The organism is Nostoc parmelioides FACHB-3921, from assembly GCF_014696625.1.
In the GTDB taxonomy this organism is placed as follows: Bacteria; Cyanobacteriota; Cyanobacteriia; order Cyanobacteriales; family Nostocaceae; genus Trichormus; species Trichormus parmelioides.
Window position 1 is genome coordinate 25,824 of the sequence record NZ_JACJQL010000005.1, and the last position, 16,406, is coordinate 42,229.

Here is a 16,406-nt window from a genome sequence, read left to right on the forward strand (position 1 = left end):
CTTCTCATCTCTCAATGTCCAATCCCTAGAAATTTTGAATTTTGAATCGGTATTATGTACCTGAAGCAAGAACCAGTGCAGCAATTTCCTGCTTTTCGGCTCAAATTACCATTTGTCCGGGAAAGTCAAGGTAGTTATCAGACTCAGCCATTACCAGGGTGTCCTAGAATGGCGCTATCTGTGCAGTTGCGCCAGTATCAGCGTCAAGCTATGACTAACTGGTTTGCGAACAATGGCCGAGGAACGCTGAAGATGGCGACTGGTAGCGGGAAAACTATAACTGCACTGGCGATTACTTGCGAGTTATACCAGCAGATTAGCTTACAGGTGTTGTTGGTGGTGTGTCCCTATCGTCATTTGGTGACACAATGGGCGCGAGAATGCGAGAAGTTTAATTTACAACCGATATTAGCCTTTGAGAATTTACGCAGTTGGCAAAGTCAACTTTCTACCCAACTTTACAATCTGCGTTCTGGTTCTCAAGGCTTTGTGACTGTGATTACTACCAATTCCACCTTAATTGGGGATGGGTTCCAGTCACAACTCAAGTATTTTCCGGCTAAGACTTTAATTGTTGGTGATGAAGCCCATAATTTAGGCGCACCTAAGTTAGAAGAAAGTTTACCCCGGCGGGTGGGTTTGCGGCTGGCTTTATCAGCGACACCAGAAAGATATTTTGATGATGGTGGTACGCAATCTTTATTTGATTACTTCGGCCCAGTTTTACAACCAGAGTTTACTTTACGGGATGCGATCGCTCAAGGTGCTTTGGTGCATTATTTATATTATCCCATCTTAGTAGAGTTAACTGAGGCGGAAAGTATTGCTTATCTGAAACTAACTAAACGCATCGGGCGTTCTTTATTATATAGAGAACGCAATAACGGCGAATCACCTCATTTTGAAGACAACGAAGATTTAAAGCCTTTATTAATGCAACGTGCCAGATTAATTGGTGCAGCAGCAAATAAATTAAATGCTTTACGTCAATTAATGGCTACTCGTCGGGAAACCACTCATACCCTTTTTTATTGTAGTGACGGTTCACTAGAAACAGGACAACGTTCATCTCTGCATCAACTCAAAGCTGTGGCGAAAATTCTGGGCGGAGAATTAGGGTATAAGGTAAGTACATACACAGCGCAAACATCTTTACAAGAAAGAGAAGTTTTACGTCGTCAATTTGAAAGTGGCGCATTACAAGGTTTAGTGGCAATTCGCTGTTTAGATGAAGGGGTGGATATTCCGGCAATTCAAACTGCCGTGATTTTATCAAGTTCTGGTAATCCTCGTCAGTTTATTCAGCGACGGGGTAGGGTTTTACGTCCTCATCCCAGTAAGGAAAGGGCGACTATATACGACATGATTGTTTTACCGCCAGATTTGGATAGGGAAACTATAGAAGTTGAACGCAATCTGTTAAGAAAAGAGTTGCGGCGCTTTGTAGAATTTGCTGATTTAGCTGATAATGCTGGTGAAGCTCGCATCAAGTTGCTGGATTTACAAAAGCGATATGGATTATTAGATGTTTAGTCATTACTCATTCTTTTATAGTTAATTATGTAAAATTTTGTTCGCTGGCTGAAAATATTTTTAGTAAATATGCGAGAATAAAATATGATCATAATGGGATGCAAGTAAAATTTTTAAAGCAACAAACACTCCATTATAATCAAGACTTACTTTATTTAATAAGCATATCAGTGAACAGCACAAAAATAAAGTCATTTTTATCAAAAACATTTAAAATTTTCCGAGCATAATCCGCAGAAATTAAAGATAAGAGTAATAGTGGCTTCACGGATGTAAAATCAACGATAGGGAAGACTAGAATAAAGCATAACCTATTGCCGAATTAAGATGTCTCAAGAGCAAAATATCGATGATGTTCAGGAGCCAATTATTAATGCACCGCCGGAGGTACGGCAAATTATTGAGCGGGTATGGCATCTGGAAAAAAACAGACTAGATAAAAAAAGCAATAGCCCCATCAATGATGATATTTTGACAATTGTGAAGGAAGCGGTGCAATGAAGCTGACTTCAATTAAACTATGCAATTTTCGCTCCTTTTATGGCAGAACACCGGAGATAGTTATTGCTGGAGGAGATGTTCTTAACACCACAATTATTCATGGGAATAATGGCTCAGGTAAAACCAGTTTACTTAATGCCTTTACGTGGGTATTATATGAGAAGTTTAGTGCAGCATTTGCCTCGATAGAACAACTAGTTAATAAACGAGCGATCGCCGAAGCTAAACTTGGACAAGCTGTAGAATGTTGGGTAGAGATTAACTGGGAACACGAAGGTAAACGCTACAACGTTAAACGCCAATGTAAGGGCTATAAAAATAAAACCGGCTTTGCTGTGGGTAAAACTGAATTACTCATGCAGGTAGCTGGGGATGATGGCAGATGGTATTACCCAAGCCAACAACCAGAAGAAATCATCGGGCAGATTTTACCAGTTAGTTTACATCAATATTTTTTCTTTGACGGCGAACGCATAGAAGAAATCGTTCGTTCTGATAAAAAAGCAGAAATTGCCGAAGCGACTAAAATCTTTTTGGGTGTAGAAGTCATTAACCGTTCCATCAGACATTTAGGTGAAGCTAAAAAAAGTTTAGAAAATGAGTTAAAAGCCATTGGGGATTCTGAGATTAAACAGCTTTTACGTGAACAAGAGAAACTAGAACAAGAAATTGAACGCATTCACACCAGACAAACAGAAATTAAGCAAGAGTTAGAATATCAGCAAACTTTTAAAAAAGAAACTGGTAACCGTTTACAAGAACTGAGTGCTGCTAAGGAATTGCAACAAAGACGACAAGAACTAGAAAATCAAAAAAACTCCAATCAAGAAAGCGTCAGGCAAACTAGAGAATCGCTGAAGAAAATTATTTCTGCACGCGGGTACACAGTATTATTGTCAGATACTACAGCCCAATTTCGGACGATTATAAATCAACTGAAGCAACAAGGTGACTTAACTGCGGGAATTTCACGGGAATTTATTCATGAATTATTAAAATCCCAACGCTGTATTTGTGGTGCAGACTTACATGAAGGTAATCATGCTCACACAAACGTGAGTCTCTGGTTAAATCAAGCAGGTTCCTCGGCTGTAGAAGAAACAGCAATTCGTATGAGCGCTCAAGTAGACGAAATCGATAAGCAAGCCATCGCATTTTGGGAAGAAGTAGATAAGGAACAAGCGAGAATCAATCAGTTACGGCAAAATATATCTCAAGTTGAAAATGAATTAGAAACTATTCAAGAACGCTTACGCAAAGACGCTAACGAAGAAATTAGCAGTTTACAAAAGCGGTTAGATGAGATTGAAAGTAAAATTGATGAATTAAATAGAGAACAAGGTGCAAATCAGCAAGAAATTTCTCATATACAGGCTGATATTGATGCTTTAGTTAAACAAATTGCTAAACAAAAGCTCAACGAAGAAAAACAGTTGTTAGCACAAAGACGAATTAACGCCACACAAGATGCTATTGAACGCTTAACAGAAGTCAGAAATCGACAAGAAAATCAGTTTCGACTGCAATTAGAAAAGCGATTACAAGAGATATTTAACTCCGTATCTTTTACGCCTTATGTACCTAAAATTAGTGATAAATATGAATTGACTCTGGTAGAAAGTACATCAGGGATGGAAGCGTCAGTTGCAGCGTCTACTGGTGAAAACCAAATTCTCAGTTTGTCTTTTATTGCCAGTATTATTGATAAAGTCAGAGATTGGAGCGAAAAACGCAAAATCTTAACGGTACCTGATAGCAGTACTTTTCCCATCGTCATGGATTCGCCTTTTGGGAGTTTGGATGAAACTTATCGTCGGCGCATTGCTCAAACATTACCTGAGTTAGCTAATCAGTTAATAGTGTTAGTCACAAAAACTCAATGGCGGGGAGAAGTGGAAACAGAGATGACAGATAGAATTGGTAGGGAATACGTGCTGACTTACTACTCTTCTAAGCCAGATTGTGAACAAGATTATATTGAATTGAGTGGGGGAAGATTTCCTTTGGTGAAACAAAGCCCGAATGAGTTTGAATATACTGAGGTGATAGTGGTAGAGAGGGAGTGGTGATATTCGTTCGCACAATTTTGAGAGGTTATTTATAGCGATTCTTCGTGAAGTTGGGTGCAGAATTAATGTTTTTAAACGCGGAGGGGCGCGGAGGGAAACGCGGAGGGGCGCGGAGAGTTTTTATTAGTGCAGTTGAGAAAAAGGGAGTTGGTTATGGTTGCAAGTCCAGACCGGAATTATATGTCTCCTCAAGAATATTTGGAATGGGAAGAACGCCAAGATATTAAATATGAGTATGTCAATGGTGAAGTTTTTGCCAAGACTGGGGAAACTCTTCCTCACACTACTATTGCTTTAAACTTAGCCTCAGCATTAAAAAGCCATGTACGCGGTGGTTCCTGTCGTGCTTTTATGTCTGACGCGAAAGTAGCAGTATCTGAGGGTATGTCGTTTCATTACCCTGATGTTGTTGTGAGTTGTGATGAAAGAGATAGACAGGCTATTAAATTTCTTCAGTATCCTTGTCTAATTGTCGAAGTTTTATCTCCAAGTACGGAAGCTTACGACCAAGGTGCTAAATTTAAGCAATATCGCCGCATTCAAACCTTAAAAGAATACGTCCTAATTGATGCAGAAAAAATCAATTTAGATTGTTTTCGGTTAAATGAAAACGGTATTTGGGAGTTGTATTCTTACGAAGAGGGAAACGAGGTTTATTTGCAGAGTATTGATTTTCGCTTTCCCATATCTTTGGTTTATGAGGATATATTTTTGGGTTAATTTTCACGCAGAGACTAGGAGAGATTGTTAGATTAAAATTATCTACACTTTCTATTAAGTGGTTGATGAATATCAAAACTGAGGCGAATATTGAAGAATTGTACAGCTTACCTGACAATTGTAAAGCAGAAATTGTCAATGAAAAATTAGTGTTGATGTCTCCAACTGGATTTTTACCAGGACGTGCTGGGGGTGAAATTTATGCAAGTCTGCGGGACTATGAACGTCTGACAAAAAGCGGTTACGCTTTGCCTGATAATGTTGGTTTCTTGATTAATCTTCCTCATCGACGTTCGTTAAGTCCTGATGCTGCGTTTTATCGTGGACAACCTACAGGCGGAAAGTTTCTGAATGGTGCGCCTGTGTTTGCGGTTGAAGTGAGAAGTGAAAATGATTATGGGGATAAAGCTGAGGAAGAAATGGCAAAAAAACGTCGTGATTATTTTGCGGCTGGTACTTTGGTGGTGTGGGACGTAGATGTACTCAAGGACGAAGTGATTAGAGTGTATTGTGCTGACAACCCAGAACAAATGCAGGTTTATCACCGTGGTGAAGTAGCAGAAGCTGAAACTACTTTACCAGTATGGTCTATGCCGGTAGATAATTTGTTTATGTAGACTATGTGGGTGTAAGTGCAACCCATCGCTCTTTTACTTGGTATAAAATTATAAGAAGTGACACTTGTACCTTTCGGTTAAAATAGCAACAAAGTAGAGATTCAATTCATGGCTGCAAACAGAATCAGGGTTGCTAAAGATAAGGCTGAGTTAGTGAAATCACTTTTAGCATCAAAAGACACAACCGGCCCTTTTCAGACTTATGTAGAAGTCATGGTTTTTGCAGCTGCATTGGGCGTTAAATATAAAAAGCGAGTTCCTCTTGGTGAAACGACTAAAAGAGAACCTTCCCCCATTCCCCAAGAAAATTTTGCATCATTGGGACATGAGCTAATCATTAAATTATTAGCCATCAATGAAACACATGATATAGAAATAATTTCTTCTAGAGAAGAAGAGTATGAAGATAAACGTACCGAAATATTTGAAGAATATGCTAACGGAGGACTAGCAATATTAGAAACTGAATTACGTGGTTCCGTTGATTATTCAGAACGGATTCTCTTATTTTTAATTTCCGAGAGAGATAATAAAGAAACATTAGAAGAAGAATTTGATTTAAGTAAATTCTTACCCTAATTCAAATTAATATATGAAAAATATAGATTATTATTGCCAGTCATTTTCTCAGTTAAATGTAAGTAGTACTCGCAAGCGTGGTAATGCTCAATATAAACCAATTTTAGTTTTAACGGTAATTGATTTGATTACCCAAGGACTTATTACTGATAATCAAATTCGAGTTTCTGAAGAATTAATTCAAACATTTACTTGTTATTGGAGTATCTTAGGTTCTGAATCTTATAAAGGTGGTTTACACTATCCGTTCTTTCATTTACAGAGTGATGGGTTTTGGCACTTAGTATTTAAGCCCGAATTTAATGGATTACAACCAAAAACAACTAATAAGCTGAAAGAAGCTGTTGAATATGCTTATCTTGATAAAGAACTATTCAATTTTTTACAAAATGAGTCTCCCAGACAAGAATTAATTGATGCACTGGTAACAACGTTTTTTCAAGAACAACAGGATGAACTTGAAGAGATGTTACAAATTAATCAATCTTTTCAAGATGCTGACTTAGCTACAGAAACATCATCTGGCTCAATAAACTTAGAAAATAATCCAACATGGGGCTTTAGAAAAGCAATTATTAGAAATGCTTTTTTCCGAAAAACTATTGTTCGCGTTTATGACTACAAATGTGCATTTTGTGGTTTAAGAGTGACTAAAGCCATAAATCAAAATATTGTGGATGGCGCACACATCAAACCATTTGCACAATTCTATGACAGTAGAATCCATAATGGTATTGCTCTTTGCAAAAATCACCACTGGGCTTTTGACCGTGGTTGGTTTACTGTGGATGAGCAGTATAAAATCATTGTTAGCAAAGAATTACAAGAAATATCCCCCCACAGTAAACCCATGAAAGATTTTCATGGCGAAAGACTACTCCTACCAAATCAAGAGCAATATTTACCAGAGTTAGAATCCCTGCAATGGCATCGCCAAAATGTATTTCAAGCGTAGTTACAAGACGGGCGGAAGCCCTACCTCCTTTGGTTCAACTAACTCACCATTAAACCCAATTGTTTTATTTTCTACAGTCCTAGCATTAGCCAAAGCCTTACGAAGTTCAGCACGTTCCATAGAATCTTGAATTCCGCCAAGGATATAAATTAATAACTTTGTGGCCAATTCCTTTCCTGAAACCTGCACTCGCTTTTTATTAGGGTCATACAATACCCCATACCACAGAGATTGAGGGTATTCCATACCAGTAAAACCCCCTTGCTGGTCAAACTTGCGTAACTTCTTAAAAATGCTGGCTACAGACAAACCTTTTTTAAAAACTAAAAATCCTAAAGCTTGCGCTAAAGCCACTTGTGCTACAGGACGAAAAAGTATATTTGCTTCACCACCGCCCTTTTCAAAACTGAAGCGTCGTAAAATAGGTGTATCTTCGTGTTCCAAAATCTTATAACTAGGTAAGCTTGCCAAGTTATCAAAGAGTTTGGTGAATTCTGCAATTCCCTCCTCAATTTCCTCATCTTCTGGACGCATAGGAATTAAACCTTTCTCAAAAGGTTTCCAGTGTGGGAATTTTTGACCCAAGTATCTTTCTGACATATCTTGCAATGCTTGCAAAGTTGTCAAAACTGTGGAATTTGCTGCTACTGTTGCACTATTCCAATTAACGCGGGGGTTACGATTTGGTTTTTGTTCCAAAAGCGGATGAGTAACTGCAATTTTTCGCGCCACAATTGCAAAACCATCATCTTCGTTTAGCTGTGCTAACTGACCTTTAGTTAACGGTGCAGCCATTAAGTTAACATGAACAAAAACTGACCTTACCCTTCGCCTTGCTTCGGTGCGAGTCTCCCCAGCATTCACCGCGCAAATGAACTCAATACCTATTTTTTCTTTGGGTAAACTTTGTAAATAATCAGGGTCTACTTGATACTGCTCTAGCAAATCTGACACCGTGATAAAACTATCATCAGCAGTTTTATCCTTTTTATATCGCTGGAGTTTGCCAGTTTTGATTAACTCTATCAACCCCTGCACTCCCATTAATCGATGTTGACCATCTAATGCGTAAATGCTGACGTTATCCTCAGAAACGTTGAGCAAGCCGACCTTACCATCTTGATCCAGGGGTGTAAAATCAGTAGTAGACTTTCTCGCACGTCCTTCACTATCCCAATTATCAGCTTTGGGTTTATCTACCCAAGACTGATTAATTACCACTAGGACTGGTGGAAACTTATGATTTTTTCTAGCTGCTAAATACTGAACAAGGGGTGCTTGACGTGACCAGTCAAGGGGACGCTGTTGAATTTCGTCAATACTATCCGCGTCAATTTCGACGTTATCAGTCTCTGCATTATACTTTTTTTGCAGCAGAGGTAAACCAGAGGCAAAGTGAACCCTACTTGCAAACCATTCCAGAGTGACAGACCCTACATAAGCCTCTGTACCCCCCATCTCGGTTTTTTGAACGAGAATTTGGTTTTCTTTCTGTAAAAACTTGTCTAAAAGTAAAGCTAGTACCTGTTTTTCCTTGTCTTTTCGCTCTAAGTAATCTCTAGCAGTATCAGCAGTTGGGTCAGATGCAGTATCTCTCATATTAATTTTTAAAAACTTAGTCTTGTAGTGTAGCTATATTTTCCAAAAAGTTAGATACTAGTTAATCAGTTTTTAAAAACTTTTTGGCAACCCGCGCATTCCATTCGTTGGGTCAGAAAAAACGCGGTAACGCCCGAATGTTCACAGGTAGGGAGCAATGAGTACAACACAACAGCCAGAAAATAAAGGTCAGCAAAAACGTACTGTAGCAGAGTTAGTGGAGTATATCCAAGCTCTGACTACTGAAATTCAAGAATTGTATTGTTTAGATGCGATACCTTGGGTTGTTGGTTATTCAGGTGGAAAAGACAGCACTGCTACTTTACAGCTCGTTTGGAATGCCATATCATCTCTACCGCCAGAAAGGCGGAACAAAACAATATACGTTATCACCACAGATACCCTAGTAGAGAATCCTATTGTTGCTACTTGGGTACGAAATTCTCTCAAAGAAATGACTGTGGCTGCTAAAAAACAAGGAATGCCAGTTGAACCCCATTTACTACAGCCAGAGATAAAAGAAACTTTCTGGGTGAGCTTGATTGGTAAAGGTTATCCAGCGCCAAAAGGAAAATTTCGTTGGTGTACAGACCGCCTAAAAATTCATCCCTCTAACCGATTTATTCGTGATGTAGTCAGAGCCAAAGGGGAAGTCATTCTTGTTTTAGGTACGCGCAAAAATGAAAGTGTAAAACGTGCTATCTCGATGGAAAAACATCAAGCAGGCAGTCTCAGGGAACGTCTCAATTCTAATTTAATTTCATCTAAATCCTTACTATACAATAGCGCCAGCCTACCAAATTCTTTTATTTATAGTCCTCTAGAAGATTGGCGTACAGATGAAGTTTGGATTTATCTTAATCAGTGGCAAAATCCTTGGGGTTACAACAATAAAGATTTATTTTCTATGTATCGAGGAGCAACAGCCGATAACGAATGCCCCCTAGTTGTTGATACTTCTACCCCTAGCTGTGGTGATTCTCGTTTTGGTTGCTGGGTTTGTACAATTGTCAATAAAGATAAATCGATGGAGGCTATGATTCAGAATGATGAAGAAAAAGAATGGATGCAGCCTCTATTAGATATCCGTAATGAATTAGATAATGAGAATGACCAACATAAAAGAGACTTTCGCCGCCTTCGCGGGGAGGTTCAACTAGTTGAGCGTCATAAGGATGGAGAAACTCGCGTTGAACCAATTTATGGGCCTTATACTAAAGATTCGCGCGAATATTGGTTAAAACGATTATTAGAAGCACAAACCTACATTCGCCGCACAGCACCAGAAAATATGCGCGATATTACTTTGATATCTCTAGAAGAACTGAGCGAAATTCGCCGTATTTGGTTAGAAGAAAAACACGAATTTGATGATAGCTTACCCCGCATTTATCAAGAGATAACTGGTGAAGAATTCAAAGACCCGCGTCCTGGTGCAGACCTTAGTTTATTAGGTAGCGATGAATGGTCTGTGTTAGAAGAAATCTGTGCAGGCGATGGTATGCACCTGGAACTGATGGCGAAACTTTTGGACACAGAACGCCAATATCGGAAAATGTCTCGTCGTGTGGGAATCTACGAAACTTTAGAAAAATGTTTTGCTACCAGTTCTCGTTCTAAGGATGAAGCAGTTAAAAATGCTCATTTAAAACGAGATTTGAAAACAGCAGTTGAACAAGGTGATATTGAAAAAGTCAAGCAGTTAACGTTAGCAGACTTTAATACGCCTGATGTAATGACAAACGCGACCAATACACCAAGTGATGAAACTGTTAAGTAGGTCGGTGTAAATAATTATTGTTGGAATAAGGCAGGGGGCAGGGAGCAGGGAGCAGGGGGAGAAAGCGTTTGAGCCTTATTTACTTTTCTTTACATAGTTTGGTTTTATTGCATCGACTTACTTACCACAAAATCAGGTGCTAAGGCGAAGGCTTGGGCAAATAAGAAATTCAAAAATAAAGAGACAAAGGCTTAAGCTGGTTTATCATCGTCGTCACAATCTCCCAAGTACAACCTGATAAACTCCTCTGCTGCGGCTGGATTAATTTTCTTCAGCGCATCCCGAATTTCCAGCACTGCATCAGCTACAGGGTCCATTATCTCATTTACCCAACGATGAACATTAGAACGTCCTGTTCCCATTGTGACTGCTAACTTGTTTTGGCTGATGCCGTAGATTTCTAACACCTGTTTCAGCGCTTTTCCTGCTTTTCCCATGCCTCTGATTGTGTCAAAGGCTTATTACTAAGTAAATGTGCCGTATAAGCGACAAAAGGTGTAATATACTTATGTCCCTTATAAGGGACAACGCGTTTTATTTAGGAAAACATCTGAATCCCAATGACTAAAAGCTTCTTGGCAGATACCTGTATAACTCCTACACCGCTTATTTCGTCGGATGATTCAACAGAAACGACACCAGCCAGAGAGTCTGTAAAAGTAGTAATTTTCGGAACCAAAACAGGTGTCAACAACACAATTCTCACACTCTACAAACTGGGTTTTGCTCAAGTTAACGAATGGAGTCCTTTATTACCTAGTTCTAACCCTGGTGAAGTGATGAGTATATTAACAAGGCATATTGTGACGACTTAACTTAAAAAGTGGTAACGTGGGCAATGCCAACCTACCCCTGTAGTAATACCTTACTTCTCTGTGTTTCCGTGGTGAAAACCATTTTTAACCTACAGAAACACAGAGATAAAAATTGCAGTTATACATATTGAACCCATCTACACGGGTTGAACATAAATTAATGATATTCCTTGAACTCGTTCTACAAAATTTTGGCCCCTATTCTGGGAGACAAGTAATCAATCTTGATCCTAGAAGTGAAGAAAATCATCATCCAATTATTCTATTAGGGGGAATGAATGGAGGTGGAAAAACCACACTCATGGATTCTATCCGCCTTGCTTTATATGGACAACGCGCCCAATGTTCTACCCGTGGAAATTTAAGTTATAGTGATTTTTTAACTCAATGCGTTAATAGTCAAGCTAACCCTACGGAAAAAACGCGGGTTGAATTACTTTTTGAACATATTGAAGATGATAAACCAATAAAATATCGGATTGTCAGAACTTGGGAAAAAAACCCTAAAGATGGTAAAGATGCACTAGGAATTTTAGGTGATGATGACACTTGGCCTGTGGATTCTCTGGTGAATATCTGGGATGATTATATAGAAAATCTTCTCCCTTTGGGTATTTCTAATTTATTTTTATTTGATGGGGAACAAGTTAAAGAACTGGCGGAACAGGACACACCACCACAAATTGTGATTGAAGCTATTCGTGGGTTGTTGGGTTTAGAATTGGCGGATAGATTAGCTGTTGATTTGGAGATTTTGGTTAATCGCAAACGGAAGGAACTTGCTGAAACTAAAGATTTAGCTGAACTGGAAGAAATTGAGCAGAGATTAAAAGAACAGCAAGAAGATTATCAAGTTATAGAAGAAAAGTTAGTAACTTTTAAAAATGAAATTGAGGAATTAGAAACTATACAGCGAGAAGCTTTAGATAAATTTGTTTCTGAAGGTGGTAAAATTGCCGCCGAACGCAATCAGCTAGAACAACAACAAAAGGAAAAATCTAGTGCCGCCGAGAATGTTAGACAGTCAATGTGTGCATTAGCTGCTGAGGTTTTACCGTTGGCGTTAATTCCCAATTTATTGAGTCAAGTACAAACTCAGGGAGCAAAAGAATTTCGCTATCAACAAATACAATTAGCTAGAGATGTTTTATTGGAGCGAGATAAACGCTTACTGCAATGGTTAAGTGAATTAGCAATTGGTTCTGAACAGGTAGATAAAATCCAAGCTTTTTTAGTGGAAGATGTGGATAATTTATATACAGATTACGCCCAATTAGAACTACCTTGGTTATTGGCTGATGAAGAAAGTTTGAGTCAGCTAGATAATTCTATATATCACTTAAAAAATGCTAAGATTTTGGTAAAGCAGCAATTAGCTAATCTCAAAAATATAGAAGAAGAATTGATTGTGTTAGCTAGACAAGTGCAGACAGCCGCAGAACCAGAAGCTTATCAAAAGCTGCGTGAGACTGTAGAAGAAGCGCAAAATCAGGTGGTTCAAGCTAAGGCTAATTATGAAACACATCGCCGTATTTTATCGGAGTTAGCAGACTTTATTGAACAAACAAAAAAGGAATTGAAAGAATATACTGATAAGAATATTGATACTAAAAATAGAGGACACATTATTACTTCTGCTGCTAAAGTGCAAGAAACACTTAAGCTTTTTCGGGAAAAATTAACTCTAAGAAAACTTAACAAACTAGAGGAAGAGGTGAAGAATTGTTTCCTCTATCTACTGCATAAATCAGATTTAGTATATCGCCTGACTATTGATACTAAAACCTTTGCCTTATCCTTGTTCGATTTCAATGGTAAACCAGTTCCTAAACATCGCCTGTCAGCAGGGGAAAAACAACTACTAGCGATCGCCTTCCTCTGGGGATTAGCCAAAGTTTCTGGTCTGCGGTTGCCTGTAGCTATCGATACACCTCTCGGCAGGCTTGACTCCTCCCACCGCCAAAACCTAGTAGAGAAGTACTTTCCCGCCGCCAGCCACCAAGTAATTCTCTTATCTACGGATACTGAAATTGGGGAAAAGGAAGTAGAAACACTGAGAAGTAATGAAGCGATCGCCCGTGAATATCTCCTGCAATACAACTCCGCAACCCGGCAAACAACGGTTATAGAAAATAAATATTTTTGGTAGTACAAATTATTATGGAATCGCCAATCGAAAGAATTAAACTCTCGCAAACCGCTAAAGACCAACTCTTAAAACTCCGCCGCATTACCAAAATCGACCAATGGAATATCCTTTGTCGTTGGGCTTTTTGTCGTTCCCTCGCCGAAACAACTCCACCTTCCCCTGTACCCATTCCCCAAGATAGCAACGTCGAAATGACATGGCGCGTTTTTGGCGGCGAAATCTCAGATATTCTCCTCCTTGCCCTTAAGCAACGCTGTCACAATGACGGCTACCCCACAGATAAAGAAAACCTAGCAACCCAGTTTCGCCTACATTTACATCGTGGTATCGGTTATTTAGCAGGCGACCCAAATATTAAGAAAATTGAAGATTTAATTGAGCTAGCAATCAAAGATAGAAATGATATGAGTTAGCTAATTATACTTAGCCCGATTGTGGGAGAGATTTTTTTCAGTAATTATGCCACTCTAATAAGTAATTCATCGTAGGTGAGTTATGGGTAAGCGATCATCGCCAAAATATATTGACGCGTCTCAAGATATTAGAGTAGCCGCTACTACAAAGATTTGGGGGCTTACGGTTGGTATGCTCGCACTTTGTATACCTCTTTCGGCTGTAACTAGAAGTGGTGCTATCATTCCTTTGGCTGCTTTAGGAGGTGCAACGGCTGGAACTTTTGCTATATGGCGTGCTGATGAGAGAAAATCAAAACCTCACTACTTCTCTAATCAAGAAGTAGAAAGATTAGAACAAAGAATTGCCAATCTAGAAACTATCGTTAGCAGTGGTGACTCTGATTTACACGCAAAAATCCAACGTTTAGATGCTGATAATCCTTCTGGTGTCATGACTCAAGTTACTACACCAGAAAACAAAGCTTAACATCAGCAATACATCTGATTTAGCCTTGATATGCGATGAAGTTTAATTAACCTGACACAATTTCTGCTGAGTTGTCTTGATCTCAAAACCTAGTTAAATCATACTCTTCTTTAGAAATAGAACTGTTCTAGGACAACAGTATGTTTTGGTTAAGGTTAGTTAGAATTGATGGACTTCATGGAAATTATTCCTATCTCAGTCATATCAAGCAATCAAGGCTAAAAATCCTTTTAATAAGGATACTCTCTGCGAATTTCGCCTATGATTGTGTTCTATTAGACTGCGAGGATTACGGAATTTTTAATTAACTAGAAGTTATAAACTTGATTAATTGCATTGGTATAACTTACCTTAAGTATGCAAAATTGTGCCACAGGAATGCAGATGGATTGGATTAGCTTACTCAAAGCTCAACAAGCTGACTTCCTTCTCCGCGTGAAAAAACCGAAGACTTACGATCTGTCGTTGTTGACAAGTCAAGTTAAAGGTTGCCACAGCGAAATTATGGCATTTTGGGGGGAGCCATTTGCCAAAATTCAGGAAGTTTCTCGCCGACAAGCTGAAATCCTTGCTAAAAATCCGCCTCCCATCCCGCCTGAATATCCAGAACCGCCCGACTGGACGATTCCTTTCCCTATCCACTTCCAGCAGCAAGCAGAAGATTATTTCTTGCGAGAGCAAATTGTTGATCGCATCATCGTTGAACGTCTGGGTAAGTTACTGAAAAAGTTGCCCCAGGATACTGTGAAAAACATGGTACTTGATGATGAGGGCAACTTGCGCGGTGAAAGTAAATTTACTTATTTGTTAGCAGATAACCCAAAAATCAGCGTACAAGTATATGTAGCGGATGGAGAAAGTTTTAATGGTATTAAGAAAGATAAAATTAAGTGGTCAGTTACTCAAGAAGATTTGAAAAATCACCAAGTATTAATTTTTCTGTGTTTATTTTATCCATCCACAGGTAAACTTGGTTATGAAAAGCAAGCTGTAGTAGCTGGCTTTTTACCTACTAGTCAAATCGCCTTAACTGAACCAAAGCTATATTTCACCCCCAGTCATTTGTTATATGCAGGTGGACTAAGTTGGTATTTAGAATCACTAACTGCAAAAAAAGAGGCGAAACCAGATTTTCTGCCGGTAGTAATTGAAAGGACGATACCAGAAACGATTCAAACTGTACCCTCTGAACATCCCCGCAAAGAAATTATTGGTGATTGGGAATGTTGGCAGACATTAAGAGGACACACGAGAGGAATTAATTGCTTGTCTTTTAGTTCTGGTTGTGAAAATGGTTTGCCGATGTTAGCTAGTGGGAGTCGGGGAGAGACAAAACTCTGGGATTTAAGCCAGGGTGAGTTAATTGATACTTTGTCGGAATATCCTTGGATTGTCTCTGGGTTAGTAGATGAAGTAAATTCTCTGGCTTTTAGTGCTGATGGGCAAATGTTAGTGAGTGGCGGTGCAGACTCCACTATTAAAATTTGGCACACAGGCGCACTAGATTTAATTGATATTCTGCACAAACACAATGGGATTGTGCGATGTGCGGCTTTTACTCCCGATGGGCAGATGCTAGCGACTGGTGGCGATGACAGAAGAGTCTTATTTTGGGATTTGATGCACCGTCAGGTCAAAGCTATTTTGTCTTTAGATGATACGGCTGCTCATTCTTTAGTTTTGAGCAGAGATGGACAGACTTTAGTCACAGGGAGCTATCGCAAAATTAAAGTCTGGCAAAATTCTGGTTCCTGGTTGGGCAAAAATCTCAAGGATGCACAACCCTTACATACTCTGATGGGTCATGGTCATATTGTGCGGTCTTTGGTGATGAGTAAAGATGGTCAACTACTGATTAGTGGTAGTTGGGATCAGACGATTAAAATTTGGCACTTGGCGACTGGGCGATTAATTCGCACCCTCAAAGGTCATACAGATAAAGTGTATGCGATCGCCTTAAGTCCTGATGAACAAATTATCGCTAGTGGAAGCTCTGATCAAACCATCAAATTGTGGCATCTGGAAACAGGCGAGTTATTAGCTACGTTTACAGGTCACACTGATATCATCACAGCCCTAACTTTTACAACGTCAGGTGAAATGTTAGTCAGTGGCAGTTTGGATAAGACGATTAAACTTTGGCAAAGGAGTTAATCAGGAATCATTGGTCAACAGTCAATAGTTATTTGTCTGTGTTCCGTCGTTTT

15 protein-coding genes are annotated in these 16,406 nt (G+C 39.1%); 13 read left to right on the forward strand and 2 right to left on the reverse strand.

The window, feature by feature from the left end; translation table 11 throughout:
* Positions 1 to 54 precede the first annotated feature (54 nt).
* The 7 genes from H6G14_RS05375 to H6G14_RS05405 all read left to right on the forward strand — a co-directional run bounded on the left by H6G14_RS05375 (position 55) and on the right by H6G14_RS05405 (position 6,974).
* On the forward strand, positions 55 to 1,533 hold the full coding sequence (locus H6G14_RS05375; RefSeq protein WP_190566089.1) for a DNA phosphorothioation system restriction enzyme: 1,479 nt from the start codon (positions 55 to 57) through the stop codon (positions 1,531 to 1,533).
* Between the two features lie 327 nt (positions 1,534 to 1,860).
* Positions 1,861 to 2,034: a hypothetical protein gene (locus tag H6G14_RS05380; RefSeq protein WP_011318987.1), complete on the forward strand. Its 174-nt coding sequence runs from the start codon at positions 1,861 to 1,863 to the stop codon at positions 2,032 to 2,034.
* Positions 2,031 to 4,103, forward strand: coding sequence for an AAA family ATPase (locus H6G14_RS05385; RefSeq protein ID WP_190566090.1), 2,073 nt, complete (start codon positions 2,031 to 2,033; stop codon positions 4,101 to 4,103). The genes H6G14_RS05380 and H6G14_RS05385 overlap by 4 nt, the downstream gene beginning before the upstream one ends.
* 153 nt (positions 4,104 to 4,256) lie before the next feature.
* The gene (locus H6G14_RS05390) at positions 4,257 to 4,823 is read left to right on the forward strand and encodes a Uma2 family endonuclease (RefSeq protein WP_190566091.1); all 567 of its coding nucleotides are present in this window, start codon (positions 4,257 to 4,259) and stop codon (positions 4,821 to 4,823) included.
* Between the two features lie 65 nt (positions 4,824 to 4,888).
* Positions 4,889 to 5,440, forward strand: a complete 552-nt coding sequence (locus H6G14_RS05395) for a Uma2 family endonuclease (RefSeq protein WP_190566092.1) — start codon at positions 4,889 to 4,891, stop codon at positions 5,438 to 5,440.
* Between the two features lie 108 nt (positions 5,441 to 5,548).
* Positions 5,549 to 6,019, forward strand: coding sequence for a DNA phosphorothioation-associated protein 4 (locus H6G14_RS05400; protein ID WP_190566093.1), 471 nt, complete (start codon positions 5,549 to 5,551; stop codon positions 6,017 to 6,019).
* Positions 6,020 to 6,032: 13 nt separating this feature from the next.
* Positions 6,033 to 6,974 (forward strand): HNH endonuclease, encoded by a 942-nt coding sequence (locus tag H6G14_RS05405; protein ID WP_190566094.1) that lies wholly within the window; start codon positions 6,033 to 6,035, stop codon positions 6,972 to 6,974.
* On the opposite strand, the gene H6G14_RS05410 is transcribed toward H6G14_RS05405, so the two are convergent.
* Positions 6,975 to 8,573, reverse strand: coding sequence for a DGQHR domain-containing protein (locus H6G14_RS05410; protein WP_190566095.1), 1,599 nt, complete (start codon positions 8,571 to 8,573; stop codon positions 6,975 to 6,977).
* Between the two features lie 157 nt (positions 8,574 to 8,730).
* On the opposite strand from H6G14_RS05410, the gene dndC reads away from it, so the two are divergent.
* Positions 8,731 to 10,353, forward strand: coding sequence for a DNA phosphorothioation system sulfurtransferase DndC (gene dndC, locus H6G14_RS05415; protein WP_190566096.1), 1,623 nt, complete (start codon positions 8,731 to 8,733; stop codon positions 10,351 to 10,353).
* A 191-nt stretch (positions 10,354 to 10,544) separates the two neighbouring features.
* On the opposite strand, the gene H6G14_RS05420 is transcribed toward dndC, so the two are convergent.
* Positions 10,545 to 10,790, reverse strand: a complete 246-nt coding sequence (locus tag H6G14_RS05420) for a helix-turn-helix domain-containing protein (RefSeq protein ID WP_190566097.1) — start codon at positions 10,788 to 10,790, stop codon at positions 10,545 to 10,547.
* Positions 10,791 to 10,913: 123 nt separating this feature from the next.
* Between H6G14_RS05420 and H6G14_RS05425 the strand changes: the two genes are divergently transcribed.
* From H6G14_RS05425 to H6G14_RS05445, 5 genes are all read left to right on the forward strand, one after another.
* Positions 10,914 to 11,168: a hypothetical protein gene (locus H6G14_RS05425; protein ID WP_190566098.1), complete on the forward strand. Its 255-nt coding sequence runs from the start codon at positions 10,914 to 10,916 to the stop codon at positions 11,166 to 11,168.
* A gap of 160 nt (positions 11,169 to 11,328) precedes the next feature.
* A complete protein-coding gene (dndD, locus tag H6G14_RS05430) occupies positions 11,329 to 13,317 on the forward strand; it encodes a DNA sulfur modification protein DndD (protein WP_190566099.1) in 1,989 nt (662 codons plus the stop codon).
* Between the two features lie 11 nt (positions 13,318 to 13,328).
* On the forward strand, positions 13,329 to 13,730 hold the full coding sequence (dndE, locus tag H6G14_RS05435; protein WP_190566100.1) for a DNA sulfur modification protein DndE: 402 nt from the start codon (positions 13,329 to 13,331) through the stop codon (positions 13,728 to 13,730).
* 82 nt (positions 13,731 to 13,812) lie between these two features.
* Positions 13,813 to 14,199: a hypothetical protein gene (locus tag H6G14_RS05440; RefSeq protein WP_190566101.1), complete on the forward strand. Its 387-nt coding sequence runs from the start codon at positions 13,813 to 13,815 to the stop codon at positions 14,197 to 14,199.
* Between the two features lie 357 nt (positions 14,200 to 14,556).
* A complete protein-coding gene (locus tag H6G14_RS05445) occupies positions 14,557 to 16,353 on the forward strand; it encodes a WD40 repeat domain-containing protein (protein WP_242053353.1) in 1,797 nt (598 codons plus the stop codon).
* Positions 16,354 to 16,406 lie beyond the last annotated feature (53 nt).